Origin of the sequence: Paenibacillus tyrphae (assembly GCF_024158745.1) — a bacterium.
GTDB lineage: Bacteria > Bacillota > Bacilli > Paenibacillales > NBRC-103111 > Paenibacillus_G > Paenibacillus_G tyrfis_A.
Genome location: NZ_JAMZAW010000010.1, coordinates 216,864 through 231,982, shown reverse-complemented (window position 1 = coordinate 231,982; position 15,119 = coordinate 216,864). Strand labels below are relative to the sequence as shown.

Sequence of the window (15,119 nt, the reverse complement as noted above, 5' to 3'; positions counted from 1 at the left end):
GCAGGGTCCTGTTTTATTGGATAAGAGGATAGTTTCTTATCCGGCCGTCACATCGAAGTCCTGCTCAAAGATGATGCGCTCGCCGACCTTGTATACAGCGGTAAGACGGTTGACTCCAGGCTGCAGTTGCTTCTTTAAGGACAGGTCGTATAACGCCCGATCCATGCTAAGGGAAAACAGCATCTCTTCCGACGCAACGGCCGCGCCAGCGAATGAATCAGATGGCGCATCGGAAGAACGGTCATACACATAGATCTTCAACCGGTTATTGACTTCGTTCGGCTGCGGGCTTCCCGCATCGTAGCATAGGGCGGATAGATGCAGAAGGTTCCCCTTTACTTCCGCAGGCGGGTTAAAAGCGCCAAGTGTATATTCGGCAGAGCTAAGATACACTGAACTGTGATTCGGCGTAACTTCGGTCGAGGCGCCAAACAACGCTCTCATTTCGTCAATTCGCAGATCCGGCGCTTCCTGATCTGCGGAAGCGACCGGAGCCGCCGATAAAATGACGCTGCGGCGGGCTTCGCCTTTCCACGAAACCACGGCCTTCTTCTCCCCGGCTTTCATCCGAAAGGAGTAACCCGAAGGATGGGCGAAGGTCCATGCGTTCTCCCGATCCGGACCTGTAACGGTGTACTGGTACATTTTCGCCACAACGCCGGTGTGGAAAAACAGCTCTCCGTCGCGCTCATATCCTACTTTCGTATCCCCGAACGTAAGCGCGTTCTCTGTTTTGTATATAGCTCCCTTGTGGCTTATCTCGCCAACGATTTGCATATCCTGTTCTCGGCCCGGAAGCTGAAGCCGGTCGCGGATAGGGTTTAGGTTAATCCATGCGTTTCCAAGGAAGGTGGGGATTTGAAACCACCGTGTTCCGTTGGGGGCCGTCCAGGCAGCGGAGGCACGAATCTTTTGCGGGCCGAGAACCCCGTAGTTCAGCAGCTGAGAGCTGTCCGGATATTGGTAAAGCCATGTCGTATCCGACCGCAGATCGATTTCGGTGTTGTCCGGCTTGGCGTCTTCCGGATCTGCGTATTTTGGATTGAACCAGCCTTCGCCTTCGTTTGTCCGGACGTGGTACCAGGTTCCTTCCCAGTCTCGGACCGGATTCGCTTCGATTTTCTCAAAAACGGTTAGCGTCTGTGGAACGGCTATATGGGGCTTACCGCTATAGGGAGACGGCGAAGGATACAAAGGGGCCGGCTGCCGCCTTGTGATCGTCTCGTTCGCTTCCGTAACAAACTCGCCGGGATAACGTGTCCATCTTGTTCCCTCCGGGGTCTCCACTTGATAGAAGCTGCCTAAGGGAGATTGGAATTCTCCTGTTTCCGTAAATAGCTGATCCCGGATCTGGCGGGGGGAGGCCGAAGAATCCGCTATATGGTTCCACAGGGGAACGCTGCTAAATTCGGCGGTTCCATAATATTTTTTCTTGGTATGGCTGTAATAAGAGCCGATTTGCTTGAGCGGAAGCCGAATCCATTGGTCACCGAGCCAGGACGTGCGGATCTTCAGCCATTTTAATTCGTTTTCGTCATGCTTCGGACTGTAAAACCATTGCTTCTCCGCGCCGACCACCTCCACTTGCTGGGGAGACAAAACGGCGGAAGGCTGTAGATGGGTACTGGCTTTGGCATAGATCGGCGTATTTTCCATTAAGGTGATCTTCGGGGGAGGGGGCACGTCAATTTTGCCGGGATCGATCTTGATCCATTTATCGCCAAGGGTCGTACGAATCTTCCACCAATTCGGCACTTCCGCCCAGCGCGTTTCGGCTTCGATGACTTCAACCGTTTGCGGAGAGAAGGCTCCCTCGGCTTTGTTCACCAGCGCGTTCGGAATGACATAATACGGGGTATCTTCAAGCAGCGTCAAGGTCCGAGGAATGCGAACGGCATCGGCAGGCTCCGTTGGGGTATCCGCATATTCCGAGGCGTTCCCGTGAGCGGCCGCGGCCAGCGACAGGCCTATTCCCAAGAGGAAGGCCAGAGTTGATTTATTCCGCATAGCACAGTCTCCTTCTCCAATCTTTCAATTTGCTATAATACCATATTCTAGCAGCTTCCTGAAGCGGAAGAAACGTTTTATTCGGCAAGCGGTGTCAGATTGATTGTAACTTTTTCACAAGAACCGCGTCTATGTTCGTGAATGCATCAGATGGCAGGAATGAGGGGATGACGATGTGACGGCCAAGGCGATATCTACACGATTCACAGGTACAGCAATACGCTGACGAACTGGACCCAGAACCGCTCCAAAACGTGGACGGATCTGGAACTGCTGAAATAAAAATAAAAGTGCTTTTTACGAAGTATGACACCCTGTTGTCATACTTCTTTTTGTATACTAACCATAACAGCTAATCAAAAAAAGCAAAGGGGAATCACTTATGTCAAATGCCGTAACGATGTATGAGTACCATGTGTGGGCGAATCAAAGGATGCTTAACCTGCTGAAGGAGCTTCCGCAAGACGTATACAAGCAGGAGATTGTAAGTATTTTTCCATCCGTATCGAAGGCAATGGCTCATATTTATACCGTCGACAGCTCATGGCTGGAGATCGCTTCCGGCACAGAAATGAAAGAAGCGATGAAGCTGACGGAGCAAGTGACGGAAGAAGCGGAGAGGCAGAGCATCGAGGGGCTGGAGGCGATGTTCGCCGCTTTGTCCGAGCAGTATAGAGCATTCTTCAGACAGCAAGCCGACTTGGAAAAGACGATCGTTTTGGATAATCCGTACGCTGGAATCCGGGAAACCCGTCTATCGGAAATCGTAATGCAGGTCGTGAATCATGGCACATATCACCGCGGCAATATTTCGGCGATGCTGCGTCAGATGGGTCACGCCTCGGTCATGACGGAGTATGCCTTGTTCTGGTATCAGGATCAAGCTTAAGATAGGCTTGCCTGCTGCCGAGCCGTACGATGAAGTTTCATGAAGCCTCGCAACTTTCCTGTCTGCCGCGCGTCTGTTACGAAAACAGGAAAGGATTGACATTGGATGAGGAAAGCGATGAGGAAGCTTGCCCCGGTATGTGCAGCCATGCTGCTGATGCTGCCCGCTACAGTGAACTATCCTGCCATCTCTTACGCCGAGGAGTCCCCGAGGAGCTTCGTGATTATCGGGGAAACGGACCTGTACGCTCGGGAAGGAGGCGGAGGCCGTCCGTTAGGCTCGATTTCGCCGTATCAGAACGTGCTGCTTGCGCCTGGCGCGCCTTTTAGTTATTATGACGAGCGGAAGCCGGAGGAGTGGCTCAAGGTGCGGACCTGGCTCGGAGACCGGTGGATCCGTGACGACGAGAGAGTGCTGTACGGGACCTACGAGGAACGGAAGAAGACGCTTACGCTCATCGGCACCGCGCGGTTGTTCGACCGGCCTGACGTCGAGACGGACACGGGGCAGTCTCTTGCCCCGCAGGAAATTATGACTACCGCAGAGCTCCGTTACGGACCGAAATACGTGATCAATGCAACAAGTGCCAGCGGAAAGAGCGGTACGTGGTACCAAGTGGAGACAACATGGATGGGTCCAAAATGGATTCTTAAACCGGCACTCATGGAAAATGTCCATGCCAAGACAGTGGACTATGATCTGAAGCTGTCGGGAGCCGAAACCGCCTATGAAGTTCCGTATGAAGAGGGGAAAGGGGAAGCGGTAGAACCGGGCATCGTTCACGCCATCGCCAAATGGCAGTATTCGCCGCAAGCTTTCTTCCTCTTCACCTGGTACAAAGTAAGTCTCCCGCAAGGCGAGCGGTGGATAAAGCCTGAGCATGAGGTATTGGAGGACTATAAACCGGCAAACGAGCCTGTAAAGCTGACCACGAAAACGCGGTATTTTGAGGAGCGGATGCCCAGCTATGATCGGAATGTTTGGTTGGAGCCGGGAGCTTATAAAGCCGTGCAGATCGTAGGCGAATGGACGCAGCTTGAAACGCCGGCAGGCTTGAAGTGGGTAAATCTGAAGCGGGCTCTTTTGGAGCGGCCCGAGGGCATCGTACCGACTGAAGAGACGGTGAAGCTTACGGCGGAGACGCAGACGTATTGGTTTCCTGCGACGGGCGAAATGTGCCACCTTAAAGGGTTCTTTGCTCCGCAGGAGGTGCAGGCGTTCGAAAAGTGGACGTCGCCGGAAGGCGCGGTCTGGTACCACATCAAGACGTTCAGCGGTACCGAGTGGGTGAAGCAGTAGGCAGCGGGCTTCTTGGCTGCGGTTCGATGAATGAGAGAGCAACATAACAAAAACCGCCTTGTGCTATAACTAGGATGAGCAGGGGAACCTGTTAATCGAGCATGAGGGGTTGTAAAATATGGGGAAATTGCAAGGCAAGATAGCTTTGGTGACAGGAGCAAGCCGGGGGATCGGACGCGGCATCGCGCTGCGTCTCGCGCAGGAAGGGGCATTGGTCGGCGTACATTATGCCAAGAACCGGGAGGCTGCCGAAGAGGTCGTTCGCGAGATTTGGGAAAAGGGCGGGGCGGCTTTTGCGGTTGGGGCGGATTTCAAATCGGCCAACGGCGTATATGAACTGATGGGAGTCATGGATGAAGCGCTGCGGGCACGCACGGGCGATAACCGCTTCGATATTCTCGTGAACAATGCCGGAATCGCTCAAACCGCCTTCATTGAGGATTTGACGGAGGAGCTTTTCGAGGAAGAGATCGCCATCAACGTCAAAGCGCCGCTGTTCCTTATCCGTGAAGCTTTGCCCCGGCTGAAAGACGAGGGACGCATTATCAACATCTCGTCGTCGGTAACGCGGGTGGCTTTTCCCAATCTTCTCGGCTACAGTATGACCAAAGGTGCGATCAACACCATGACCTCCACCTTAGCCAAGCAATTGGGATCACGTAATATCACGATCAATGCGATCATGCCCGGAATTACGGATACGGATATGAACACCGCAACCAAGCAGGACCCGGAGGGTCGGAAATTTGCCGCCGGTCTTTCGGTTTTTGACCGATGGGGGCAGCCGGAGGATCTTGCGGACGTTGCAGCTTTCCTCGCTTCTCCCGACAGCCGGTGGATTACCGGCCAGTGTATCGATGTCAGCGGGGGCACGCATCTGTAAGCAATAAAACAAGCCGGTCCAACACGTCATTCCGTGTTATGACCGGCTTGCCGTTTTTTAAGCTCCGGCTTGCTGAAGCTTCCGTTCCTCCGCCAGGCGGTGGGAGCGGGTGATGCCAAGGGAAGTGGCAGCCGTCACTGCCGCGACGACGACGCCTGCCGCCCCGATCCAGCTGATGGAGGTCAGCGATGCCTGCTGCACGACAACACCGCCGATCCCCGCGCCGGCCGCCATCGCCAGCTGAAGCACGGAGCTGTTCAAGCTAAGCATAATGCCGGACGCTTCGGGAGCAAGCGTCATTAAATAGTACTGTTGGGTCGGACCCGACGACCATGCGGAGAAGGCCCAGAGCATGAGCAGCGGGAAGACGGCTGCCGAGGAGTGGGCGGCTAACGACAGCAGGATGAGAGACGCTGCGTGAAGCAGCATGCCTCCGATTAGCGTACGGGGAACCCCCCACTTGTCGGTGCCGTAGCCTCCGAGCTTCGAGCCGATCAGGCTGGCGATTCCGAAGGCGAACAAGCCCGCGCTCACGCCTTGCTCGCTCATGCCGGTCACCGTGAGCAGGAACGGCGAAATGTACGTGTAAGCGATCGAATAGCCGGAAATCCAGAAGAAGGTGACGAGCAATGCGACGGCGATTCTCGGCTCCTTCATCAGCGCGAGCTGTTTGCGCAGCGGTACCGGTTCTTCGCCGTCCGTCTGCGGAATCGTCCAGGAGACGGCCAGGATGGCAAGAACCCCCAGCACGCCGATTCCGGCGAAGGTCATCTTCCAGTCGTAAACGGAGGCGACGACCCTCCCGAGTGGGACACCGACGATCAGGGCGGTGCTGAAGCCCATGACGAGCGTCGCGATGGCGCGTCCCTGTCTCTCCGGCGGGGCCAGCTTGGAAGCTACGGTCAAGGCGGTCACGACGAATACCCCGGTGCTGAGCGCAAGAATAATTCGGGAAACGATCAGAAATTCAAATCCCGGCAGCACCACGGCCATCCCGTTTCCAACGACGAAGACGCCGAGAGAGTAGAGCAGCAGCTTGCGCCGCTCCAGACGGGCGGTCGCCGCCATAAGAATAGGGGTCCCAAAAGCGTAGGCCAGCGAGAACACGGTAATGAGCTGACCCGCCGCGGACACCGGGACCCCGATATCCGCCGCTACTTTATCCAAAATTCCGGCGATAATAAACTCCGACGTGCCGACAAGAAAACTGACGACGGCCAGCATGTAAATTTTCCATGTGCTTGACATGATGGTAGATACTCCTCTCTCCACTCCATATTATTTTTATATTTCTACAAATATAGAAATAAAGCCAAAAAAAACTACTCCAGCAAATACGGCGCATACTTTTGGGCAATTTCGCGATTCACGCTGTAATAAATATACGTGCCGTCCTTGCGGAGCTTGAGCAGGCCGCAATCCGTCAGCTGCTTCAAATGATGGGACAGCGTCGAGCCCGCAACGGATTCGAGCTTGCTCCCGATATCCGAGCAGCACAGATTCCTTTCTTCCGTAAGCAGCAGGGCGATTTTAAGCCGGGTCGGTTCTCCGAGAGCTTTGTATATTTTGACAGCTTGCTGCAGTTCCGCGTTATTGTGCTCCATCGTAGCCTCATCCTTGCCAGTGTATTATTTCTATATGTATCGAAATTTAAAATAGCACACCTCTCCGCGAATGTAAATAGGTAATTTGACCATATAAGCGGACTACATGCCGGTGCCGGAGAGGAAACGGAAGAAGGATGGTCACGAAAATGTCGGATTTATTGGGAATTTCCTCCGCCAGCATAAAATGTTATTACAGCGCTTACAATCATTTAATATGTCCATGAAATCTTTTGTTTGGCCACTTTACTGCTGCCGCAAACCGGTGTTAGGGTGGAATAGACGAGTCGTTTCTTTTCCTTGGATTGGCAGCTGCAGCAATTGCTAGGATGGTACCAGGCCGGAACAAACGAAGAGAGGTGCGTTATGTCAGAACGTAAAAAACGGAAAAAATCTTTCTCTCGAACCGTTACGAAAGCGGTATCAATAGGGTTGACGGCCGTTATGGCGTCCACTCTGATGTTAGGGCCGAAAGCGGCTCTGGCGATGGAAACGCCGAAAGGGCCGGAGCAGCCTTATTTGTACGGCTACAACGCCAAGCAGATTAAGGAATGGACCCCGGAGAGCGACCCGTATGCGAAGTATTTTCGTTCCCGCGTTCCGCTAGCGAAGCGGATCGGAGCGTTCCAGCCGACGCAGGCGCACCCGGAATTAACGGGCACGGCCCAGGTCATGAATCTTTCCGCCGACTACGATAAGGAAGAATGGTTCGAGGGGTACCGCTATAACGACAGCTTCAGCCGCAACGTGCTGAAATATTGGCAGTATCAGGACATTTATGCCTCCTGGCACGGTTTGCCGGTTTACGGTTCTCCGACCGAAGAGGGCAAGCGGGATTACGGCGTGGTGAACTTGCCCAATCCGGCTTATACCGATGCGGCGCACCGGAACGGGGTTATTAGTCTGGGCGGTTGGTTCTGGCCGCGCAACATCAATTTCGCGGAGCTGGTCGAGAAGACGCCGGACGGCAAATTCCCGGTGGCCGATAAAATGATCGAAATGGCGAAGTATTTCGGCTTCGACGGATATTTTATCAACCAAGAAGCGACGATCAGCAAGGAGCATGCGGCTCTGCTGATGGAAATGCTGAAATATATGCGCAGCCAGGGCCTGTATATGAGTTGGTACGACAGCTTGACCGTGGACGGCAAGGTCTCCTATGTAAACGGATTCAACAAGGAAAACTCGCCGTGGCTGCTGGACGAACGTGACGGAAAGCGTGCCCACGACAGCATTTTCATGAACTACGCGTATACGCCGCAAGGCTTGGAGAGCAGCGCCGACCATGCGCGTAAGCTTGGTCTTGATCCGTATGCCTCGCTCTTCGCGGGCATCGAAAATGACAAATTCCGCTTCGACCGCGGCTTGGAGCTTGATGCGATTTTCAAAAACGACGCCTCCCGCACGCCCCGGACGAGCGTAGCGCTTTTCGGCACGGATATGGTCTGGAACAAAGGTCCTAATCCGTTCGATATCCGCATGCAGCCGGAAATCGAGAAGCGCGAGCAGGCCTATTGGTCGGGACCGAAGGGCAATCCTGCGGAGAGCGGCCGGGCGGTCGGCACCGAATATGAGAGCTGGCCGGGAATTGCCCATTACATACCGGAGCGCTCCGTCATCGGCTCCTATCCGTTCGTGACTCGCTTCAACAACGGGCACGGGCTCGACTTCTTCGCAAACGGCCGGAAGTCCAGTGATACGGAGTGGAACAACATGGCGGCGCAGGACATCCTGCCGACATGGCAGTGGTGGACGCAGTCCGCTGGCAAGCCGCTGACGGTCGGATACGACTACGAAACCGCATGGAACGGCGGCTCTTCCTTGAAAGTGGAAGGTACGCTGAATTCGAGCCATGCTGCGGATATTCATCTGTACAAAACCGAGCTGCCGGTGACCAAAGACGTGGAGCTGTCGCTGACGTACAAATCGGACGTCCAGCTGCCGGACAAGAAAGGCAACGGCCAGGCGCAAGGGCATCTGAAGAAGGCAGCCGACATTCAGGCGCTGCTTACGTTCAAGGACGACCCGCAGCATCCGGCCGCCGTCGATTTGAAAGCCGGACCAAGCGACGATTGGACCACGGCCACGGCCAAGCTGAAGCCGTTCGAGGGACGCACCATCGCAGCAATTAGTCTGCGCATCAGTTCGCAATCGGCGGATGACGTGCCCTTTAAGGCCAACATCGGCGAGTTGAAGCTGACGGACGGCAAGAAACCGCAGGCGCCTGTCGCCCCGACGGGCTTCCGGGTCGAGAAGGCAATGTTCGACGACAATCAAGCCGCGATGTTCGTGAAGTGGGACTTCAATGCGAAGCAGCAGGATGTTTGGTATTACGACCTCATGCGCGTGGCAAACGGCAAGCGTGAATGGGTCGGACGTATTTACGACGAAGTGTATTACATCAAGTCGCTTCCTCGTCTCGGCGAGAATGATGTGAAGCTGGAGCTGTATGCTGTTGGCAAAGATGGAACGGCAAGCGAGCCGCAGGCGCTGACTTGGAAATGGGGGACCGGGCAGAAAGTTCAGTTCAACAAAGGTCCGGTTGCCGCAGCTTCCATTCATGCGATGCACTTGCAGGACAACAAGCTGACGATGGAAACCGGATGGACGAACTATGTCAATATCCGCGTCATGCCTTCCACGGCAGCAAATGTAAATGTCACCTGGACATCGAATAACGAAGCTGTCGCCAAAGTGGATGCGCGGGGCAAAGTGACTGCGGTAGGCCCGGGGGATGCGGTACTGACAGCGCAGACGGGGCCGGTCAACGGCCAGCCTGGCGTGAAGACGGAAATCCGCGTGAAGGTCGTGGCGCCGGAAAATCCTCAGAACGGCGTCGTCCTGCAGGCGGAAAAATACGATCAATCCAACGGTCTGTTCGTGCCGGGCACTTATGTGAATGTCCGTGACTTGAACTTTGCCGATTGGCTGTCGTTTAAGGATGTCGATTTCGGGACAAAAGCAGCATCGAAGTTAACGGTTCGGGCTGCCGTTCTGGCGAAGGACACCCGGGTGGAAGTACGCTTGGGCGGCCCGCAGGGCGAACTCATCGCAGATGTGGCTCTGCCGGTGGAGGCGAAGCAACTGGCGCCGTTCTACAAGAACTATACCGTCGATCTGAAAAAGCCCGTTACCGGCAAGCAGAACGTTCATGTGACCTTTAAAAATCCGAACTATACGAAGTGGAGCGTCCGCGATAACGGCATCGCAGATATAGACTGGTTCCAGTTCCAATAGTTCAAGACAAAGCGCGTTTCGTTCAAGCGTGCGGTACGACAAGGCCTCTCGTCCAAGGTGACGAGGGGTCTTTTTGGCGGGGCGGAATCGAATCATGGGAGGGGTAAAATGACGACTATTCATGTAAACTAGGGAGGATCAAGAGTTAAATTGACTTGGGAGAAAAGCAGCAAGCTTCCGCAAAACGATTTGATTACAAGTGTACACGGCTTTTGCTTACAAGATGGAAAATTATTATTAGTCGATTTACGCGATAGAGGATGGGATTTTCCAGGAGGACACAAGGAAGCGGATGAAACGCCGGAGGAATGCTTTAAACGGGAAGCACGGGAAGAAGGCTATGTAGAGGGAGAATGCGAATTGTTGGGATACATCATCGTCGACCATAGCGATAATCCGCTCTGGGATGCGCTTTACAATAAAAAGGCCTGCAATCCGCCGAGTACGACGGACTGCAGGCTCTTGTCTTTTTGGCGTTAGCTGGTGGGAATGCCGCGTGCTTTCCAGATCCGGTCGATTTCTGCGGCATGCTGGCCGCCGTAAAGCTGGAGATCGGCTTGTTTGATCGCTTTGGCGCCGTCCTTGAAGGTGGCTGTGGGCGTGAGAGAGAAGTGGGACTGGATGATGATTTTGGTGGCTACGTCGCGTCCGAAGGATTGTGCCATATCGTATAATCCCTGAGACCAAATTTCGCCGTCTGCGTGTACTTCATTTTGAAGGTCGCGCGGATACACTTTATTGACGTCCAAGCGTCGCAGGCATGGCGGGTTGGTGCTGGAATACGACGTGGCGTCCCATTCGGCTACGCACGCTTTGCCGAAGCCGGGGGAGGAGGCAGTGTCTTCATAAGTAGCGCCGAGAAAATCGCCGAAGCCTTCGCCCATCGAGCCGCCTTCATGGGAATCGCCGAAGCCCGGCACCTGATTGTCTTGAATCGCATGGCCGTATTCGTGGGCAATGACGCCGGCGTCTTCCGCATCGTCTACCCCGCCGGTACCGAAGGTTAATTCGCCTGTCGACGGCTGATAGTACGAGTTGTCGTCCGGAGATGTGTTGACGTTTACTTTGATGGTACGGTTGTTGACATTCTTGAAGCCAAGCTGCTGCAAATACCGCTGCAGCGTATCGATGTGGTAATAGGCCATGACATCCTCGAAGCTGTCGTTGGAACGGGTATAGTTGAATTGGTTGGAGGCAGAATACGTCTTGGCGGCGGAGTTAATGTTGACGTATTGCCCGCGCAGGTAACCGGAGCCGTCCAAGCCTTGGAGGGTAACGGGTTTCAGCTGTTTGGTCAATTCGGAGGAATCCTGGTCGTTGCTATCTTTGAGCTTGCCGACGGAGCCTTGGGATTCGACGGGATTGGGGAGGAAAACTTTGCCGGTGCCGTTCACGCGCTGGTTCAAATTCCGTTTGCGCAGCAGCTCTCCGCTGCCTGCATGAATGTAGGTTTCCCATGCGCCGTACGGGGCCTTGCTATGGACGACGACACGGTAGGTAGGCGTAGCGACGCCCTTCTGTATCGTATAGCCGTACTCCTCGGAGGATGGCGCCCATTCTCCCTGGGCCTGGTCTTCGACGAACTGGAGTGCTTTGGCCTTTAAATCGCCGGGCGGCAGCAGCTGCGACACCTGCTGAACCGTGGTGTAGGGCTCGTAACCGGAAATGACCAAAGGGTTGCGGAAAGAACGGTCCAAGGTGACGGTTACCTGCCGGTTAAACACCGGGGCGTTGTTCACGATTTGCTGATAACGGACATAATGGCCTGCATCGGTTTGAATCGTGGTGACATACTTCAAGTCGGATAAATCGGCCTTGAGCTGATACTGCTTGGCGTGCTCCTTCAGATACCGGTCTGCGGCAGCTTTGGCATCGGCGGGCTGCTTCTGCTCGGCGCTGATCGGGGCTTCCGTTTCGGCCATAGCCGTAGGGACCGCCAGGGTGAGTACGATTGCAGCGGCCACCGTACTCCAAAGCTTGTGACGCTTGAACATAAAAACACCTCCATTAGGATGGGAATATGTTACGAAATTCATTATATTACTTTATTTGTAATATATGACAGTCATAAGGGGCTTGGGCTATGTCACGGTTTAGGCACAGACGGCAGCGTTTGACCCATTGCGTTGGAATAAAAAGGATGGTACAATCGTTTTAAACAATGATTAAAACATTGTTTAAAACAACGATTAACCTAATTTCAGGTTATGAAGAGGAGGGCCTCTATGCCGCCGGATCAAGTGGAAACCAAAGACAAAATTTTGCGAGCGACCTTGGACATGATTAAGAAGGAAGGCTTCGAGAACGTCACGATAAGAAAAATTGCCGCCCACTCGGACACCAATATTGCGCTGATCAATTACTATTTCGGCTCCAAAGAAAAATTAATCAGCGAGGCGATTAAAATTATGCTGCTCGGCTTTCGCGGGACGTTCGATGTGTTGGACGACTCTGACGTGCCGCCGAAAGAGAGACTAAAAACGTTTCTGACGCTTTACGTGCAGGTCATTCAGCAGTATCCGGAGCTCGTCTCCCGAATCATCGCCACCGGAACCGCCATGTTCGCATCCCAAGTCGAATACGGCGAATTCCTTCGCGAGATGGGATTTCATAAAATTCAAGCCGTTTTACAGAAGATTACGCAGGAGGACAGTTCGGACAAATTAATGATGATGATTACGCAGCTGTTCGGCGCGATTTTCCTTCCCGCTCTCATGAAGCCGATTCTCGAATCGGGAGCCGGAGTGAAGATGCTGCCGATCGGGGAGCAGATCGATTGGTTCTTTGAACGCTATTTTCACGAAAAATGAAGAGGATAGGGGAGAGAAGCCATGAATTTCTTGAGAAAGTATTGGCAGGACCTGGGGATGCTTGTAGCTCTGGCCGTGTGCTTCTACTTGATCGTGAGCGGAAGCGGGATTCCGAAAATAAACGTGATGCTATGGCTGAGTTTTGTTGCGATTCTGGTGCATCAATTCGAGGAGTACCGCTGGCCGGGCTATTTCGGAGGCTTGTTCAATGCCCTTATTTTTAGAAGCGGGCAGCCGGACCGGTATCCGCTCAATCCGCAATCGGCCATGGTCATTAATCTGGTCATCGCCTACGTCTTTTACCTGCTTCCCCTGCTGTATCCGAATGTCATCTGGCTTGGTCTCGCTCCGATGCTTATGGGCTTTTTCCAGTTGATCTGGCACGGCATTTTCGCCAATCTGAAAGGAAGAACCTTTTATAATCCCGGTTTGTTCGCCGTCGTGTTTCTTCATATTCCTGTGGGCGGATGGTATGTCCACCATATCGTGACGCAGGGGCTAGCTAGCGCGACGGACTGGATTGCGGGCACCGTTTACTTTGTCATCGCCGTTTATATTTTGATCATCAAAGGGAATATGTGGATGAAGGACCCGAACTCCCGTTACCGATTTTCTCCCCAGCAGTTAGGACCGTATAAGCCGAAGGGGATGTAAAGCAAACGGCGATGCGGAGCAGGCCCATGCGACTTTTGCACACGGGCCTGTTTTTTTATTTGGAAAAACCTTAAAAATTGGACCGAACCTGCCGATATAAGCAGTTAGGTTAGGCGAGTTCGCGTTGCGTTCCCCGGACTGGGCCAAGGGATGGCTTTGGCAGGCCGCAGATCCGGCAATGTTTTCTTCCGACGCCGCCCCGACCATTTTTGCAGAACGGTGCTCGCGGCCATGCTGGCTGCAAGGGCGAGCAGATCCGAAGCCGTTACTTTACGGACGATCGCGTAAATCCCGGTGCTGGAGATAAAATCAATCACAACGGCCTTCTTGAGATCCGAAGCGGATATCGCAAGGAACGGATAGGGGTTGGGCTTGGTTTTTGAAATATGCAATCGTATGTCCTCCTGCTCGTCGGATATAGCCGACCTACGATATAACGTATGGCCGTCGGATTTTGTCCTATGCGGAGGCGGCAAAATAAAAAGCCCGTACTAAATCTTCTTGAGATTTAGCACAGGCTCGCTTGACTGAATGAACTTATTTCATTGAACTGCCGATAAGACCTATGAACAGAACACCGACTATCAAATATAAGACAAATCCGATGACCATCCAGATCAGTGCGGCTTTTGCATAATTCGATTTGCTCGGATTCGCTCCGCCGCCAAAGGCCCATACAAACAGCATAATAAGATTTACGACCGGAATAATCAAAATCAGCAACGTAACGAGCCAATCTTTCACCGTGATGATCGGCGCGGATTGAGGCTGATTCGCGTAGTTCACGTTTGCCCCGGGATTTACATTTGTGTTCACTTGGAGGTTCCCCCTAAACATAGTTTCTTGAGCAATAGACATTCAAGGTGTACGATAAATATTACAAAAAACTAATATTATGCCTAATATATTGCTCATATAGAAAATAATATGCGATATTTTAGGTAAATTCAAGTCATTTTTTTGTAAAATGTTGTTTAGCGTCATTTTGTGTCGATGTTCAGCGTTGGCTTTGGAGCAAAAAAGGCAAGAACCGCTGCCTTCCGGCGGCGGTTCTTGGCACCTTTTGACCATGATTCGTAAACATTTGTTAACGTTCGGACAACCGCTGGATCCCTGATCGAGAGCCGTCCGGCTGCATTATTTTTTCTCAAGATTCAACTGCCAGGAGACGCCGAACTTGTCTTGAACCCAGCCGAACTTTTCGCTGAACGGGTAAGCTCCCAGCGGCATAAGAACGAATCCCCCGTCGGATAGCCTCCCGAACACCCGCTCAATCTCCGCTTCCGTGTCGCATGTTACATATAATGACATGGAAGGGGTAAACGTAAAATTGTGCTTCACGCTGCTATCGATGCACATAAACACTTGACCGTTCAGTGAAAATAAAGCTTGCACCACAGTTCCTTCGGCACCGGCTTCGTTCGGTCCGTAATGCCGCATGCTGATGATTTCCGATCGGTCAAATAGAGTGATGTAGAAGTTCATGGCTTCTTCGGCTTTGCCTTCGAACATGAAGAACGTGGTGATTTTTTGCTTCGCGTTTCCCATCTTGATCCAACTCCTTTATTCAATAGGCTTATACCTATCAAAAGTATTGACGTAAACGATCCAGATCAATCATTTAAAATAATGCAACGATAGCAATCCATAAGAAATTGGTGCTTGGTTCGTATGCTAGAATAAAGGAGATTCCAAAGGAGCCTCTTGAATATACCTTGACAGGAATATTCCAATTC

13 protein-coding genes and 1 pseudogene are annotated in these 15,119 nt (G+C 52.9%); 7 read left to right on the top strand and 7 right to left on the bottom strand.

All coding sequences use genetic code 11. The features are described from left to right. Positions 1-36: 36 nt before the first annotated feature. Complete coding sequence (locus NI000_RS17025) at positions 37-2,007, bottom strand: hypothetical protein (protein ID WP_253412525.1); 1,971 nt, start codon at positions 2,005-2,007, stop codon at positions 37-39. Positions 2,008-2,389: 382 nt separating this feature from the next. On the opposite strand from NI000_RS17025, the gene NI000_RS17020 reads away from it, so the two are divergent. The 3 genes from NI000_RS17020 (at position 2,390) to NI000_RS17010 (ending at position 5,078) form a co-directional block, all read left to right on the top strand. Beyond that, positions 2,390-2,896 (top strand): DinB family protein, encoded by a 507-nt coding sequence (locus NI000_RS17020; protein ID WP_253412523.1) that lies wholly within the window; start codon positions 2,390-2,392, stop codon positions 2,894-2,896. A 105-nt stretch (positions 2,897-3,001) separates the two neighbouring features. Then, positions 3,002-4,195 (top strand): hypothetical protein, encoded by a 1,194-nt coding sequence (locus NI000_RS17015; protein ID WP_253412521.1) that lies wholly within the window; start codon positions 3,002-3,004, stop codon positions 4,193-4,195. 118 nt (positions 4,196-4,313) lie between these two features. Further along, a complete protein-coding gene (locus NI000_RS17010; RefSeq protein ID WP_253412519.1) occupies positions 4,314-5,078 on the top strand; it encodes an SDR family oxidoreductase in 765 nt (254 codons plus the stop codon). A 57-nt stretch (positions 5,079-5,135) separates the two neighbouring features. On the opposite strand, the gene NI000_RS17005 is transcribed toward NI000_RS17010, so the two are convergent. Next, entirely contained in the window at positions 5,136-6,326 is a 1,191-nt protein-coding gene (locus NI000_RS17005) for an MFS transporter (protein WP_253412518.1), read from the bottom strand. Positions 6,327-6,400: 74 nt separating this feature from the next. Continuing rightward, the gene (locus tag NI000_RS17000; RefSeq protein ID WP_253412516.1) at positions 6,401-6,682 is read right to left on the bottom strand and encodes an ArsR/SmtB family transcription factor; all 282 of its coding nucleotides are present in this window, start codon (positions 6,680-6,682) and stop codon (positions 6,401-6,403) included. A 444-nt stretch (positions 6,683-7,126) separates the two neighbouring features. Between NI000_RS17000 and NI000_RS16995 the strand changes: the two genes are divergently transcribed. Further along, complete coding sequence (locus NI000_RS16995; RefSeq protein ID WP_253412514.1) at positions 7,127-9,919, top strand: endo-beta-N-acetylglucosaminidase; 2,793 nt, start codon at positions 7,127-7,129, stop codon at positions 9,917-9,919. A gap of 150 nt (positions 9,920-10,069) precedes the next feature. Continuing rightward, positions 10,070-10,327: pseudogene (locus NI000_RS16990) on the top strand (NUDIX hydrolase); the annotation flags it as partial. Positions 10,328-10,395: 68 nt separating this feature from the next. Here the strand turns inward: NI000_RS16990 and NI000_RS16985 are convergent. Continuing rightward, positions 10,396-11,913 carry a M36 family metallopeptidase gene (locus NI000_RS16985; RefSeq protein WP_253412512.1) on the bottom strand — a complete coding sequence of 506 codons (1,518 nt, stop codon included), beginning with the start codon at positions 11,911-11,913 and terminating at the stop codon, positions 10,396-10,398. A 231-nt stretch (positions 11,914-12,144) separates the two neighbouring features. Between NI000_RS16985 and NI000_RS16980 the strand changes: the two genes are divergently transcribed. Both NI000_RS16980 and NI000_RS16975 read left to right on the top strand, forming a co-directional pair. After that, entirely contained in the window at positions 12,145-12,729 is a 585-nt protein-coding gene (locus NI000_RS16980) for a TetR/AcrR family transcriptional regulator (protein WP_253412510.1), read from the top strand. Positions 12,730-12,750: 21 nt separating this feature from the next. Beyond that, on the top strand, positions 12,751-13,383 hold the full coding sequence (locus NI000_RS16975) for an HXXEE domain-containing protein (protein ID WP_253412508.1): 633 nt from the start codon (positions 12,751-12,753) through the stop codon (positions 13,381-13,383). A gap of 104 nt (positions 13,384-13,487) precedes the next feature. On the opposite strand, the gene NI000_RS16970 is transcribed toward NI000_RS16975, so the two are convergent. The 3 genes from NI000_RS16970 to NI000_RS16960 form a co-directional block, all read right to left on the bottom strand. Beyond that, positions 13,488-13,775, bottom strand: a complete 288-nt coding sequence (locus NI000_RS16970; protein ID WP_253412506.1) for a hypothetical protein — start codon at positions 13,773-13,775, stop codon at positions 13,488-13,490. A gap of 145 nt (positions 13,776-13,920) precedes the next feature. Then, complete coding sequence (locus tag NI000_RS16965; RefSeq protein WP_253412504.1) at positions 13,921-14,199, bottom strand: hypothetical protein; 279 nt, start codon at positions 14,197-14,199, stop codon at positions 13,921-13,923. Positions 14,200-14,520: 321 nt separating this feature from the next. Next, positions 14,521-14,931 carry a VOC family protein gene (locus tag NI000_RS16960; protein WP_253412502.1) on the bottom strand — a complete coding sequence of 137 codons (411 nt, stop codon included), beginning with the start codon at positions 14,929-14,931 and terminating at the stop codon, positions 14,521-14,523. Positions 14,932-15,119: the final 188 nt, after the last annotated feature.

Coding starts and splice junctions, on each gene's coding strand:
- NI000_RS17025 (WP_253412525.1), bottom strand. CDS start 2,007: ATGCGGAATAAATCAACTCTGGCCTTCCTCTTGGGAATAGGCCTGTCG.
- NI000_RS17000 (WP_253412516.1), bottom strand. CDS start 6,682: ATGGAGCACAATAACGCGGAACTGCAGCAAGCTGTCAAAATATACAAA.
- NI000_RS17005 (WP_253412518.1), bottom strand. CDS start 6,326: ATGTCAAGCACATGGAAAATTTACATGCTGGCCGTCGTCAGTTTTCTT.
- NI000_RS17020 (WP_253412523.1), top strand. CDS start 2,390: ATGTCAAATGCCGTAACGATGTATGAGTACCATGTGTGGGCGAATCAA.
- NI000_RS16980 (WP_253412510.1), top strand. CDS start 12,145: ATGCCGCCGGATCAAGTGGAAACCAAAGACAAAATTTTGCGAGCGACC.
- NI000_RS16995 (WP_253412514.1), top strand. CDS start 7,127: ATGGCGTCCACTCTGATGTTAGGGCCGAAAGCGGCTCTGGCGATGGAA.
- NI000_RS16975 (WP_253412508.1), top strand. CDS start 12,751: ATGAATTTCTTGAGAAAGTATTGGCAGGACCTGGGGATGCTTGTAGCT.
- NI000_RS17010 (WP_253412519.1), top strand. CDS start 4,314: ATGGGGAAATTGCAAGGCAAGATAGCTTTGGTGACAGGAGCAAGCCGG.
- NI000_RS16985 (WP_253412512.1), bottom strand. CDS start 11,913: ATGTTCAAGCGTCACAAGCTTTGGAGTACGGTGGCCGCTGCAATCGTA.
- NI000_RS17015 (WP_253412521.1), top strand. CDS start 3,002: ATGAGGAAAGCGATGAGGAAGCTTGCCCCGGTATGTGCAGCCATGCTG.
- NI000_RS16960 (WP_253412502.1), bottom strand. CDS start 14,931: ATGGGAAACGCGAAGCAAAAAATCACCACGTTCTTCATGTTCGAAGGC.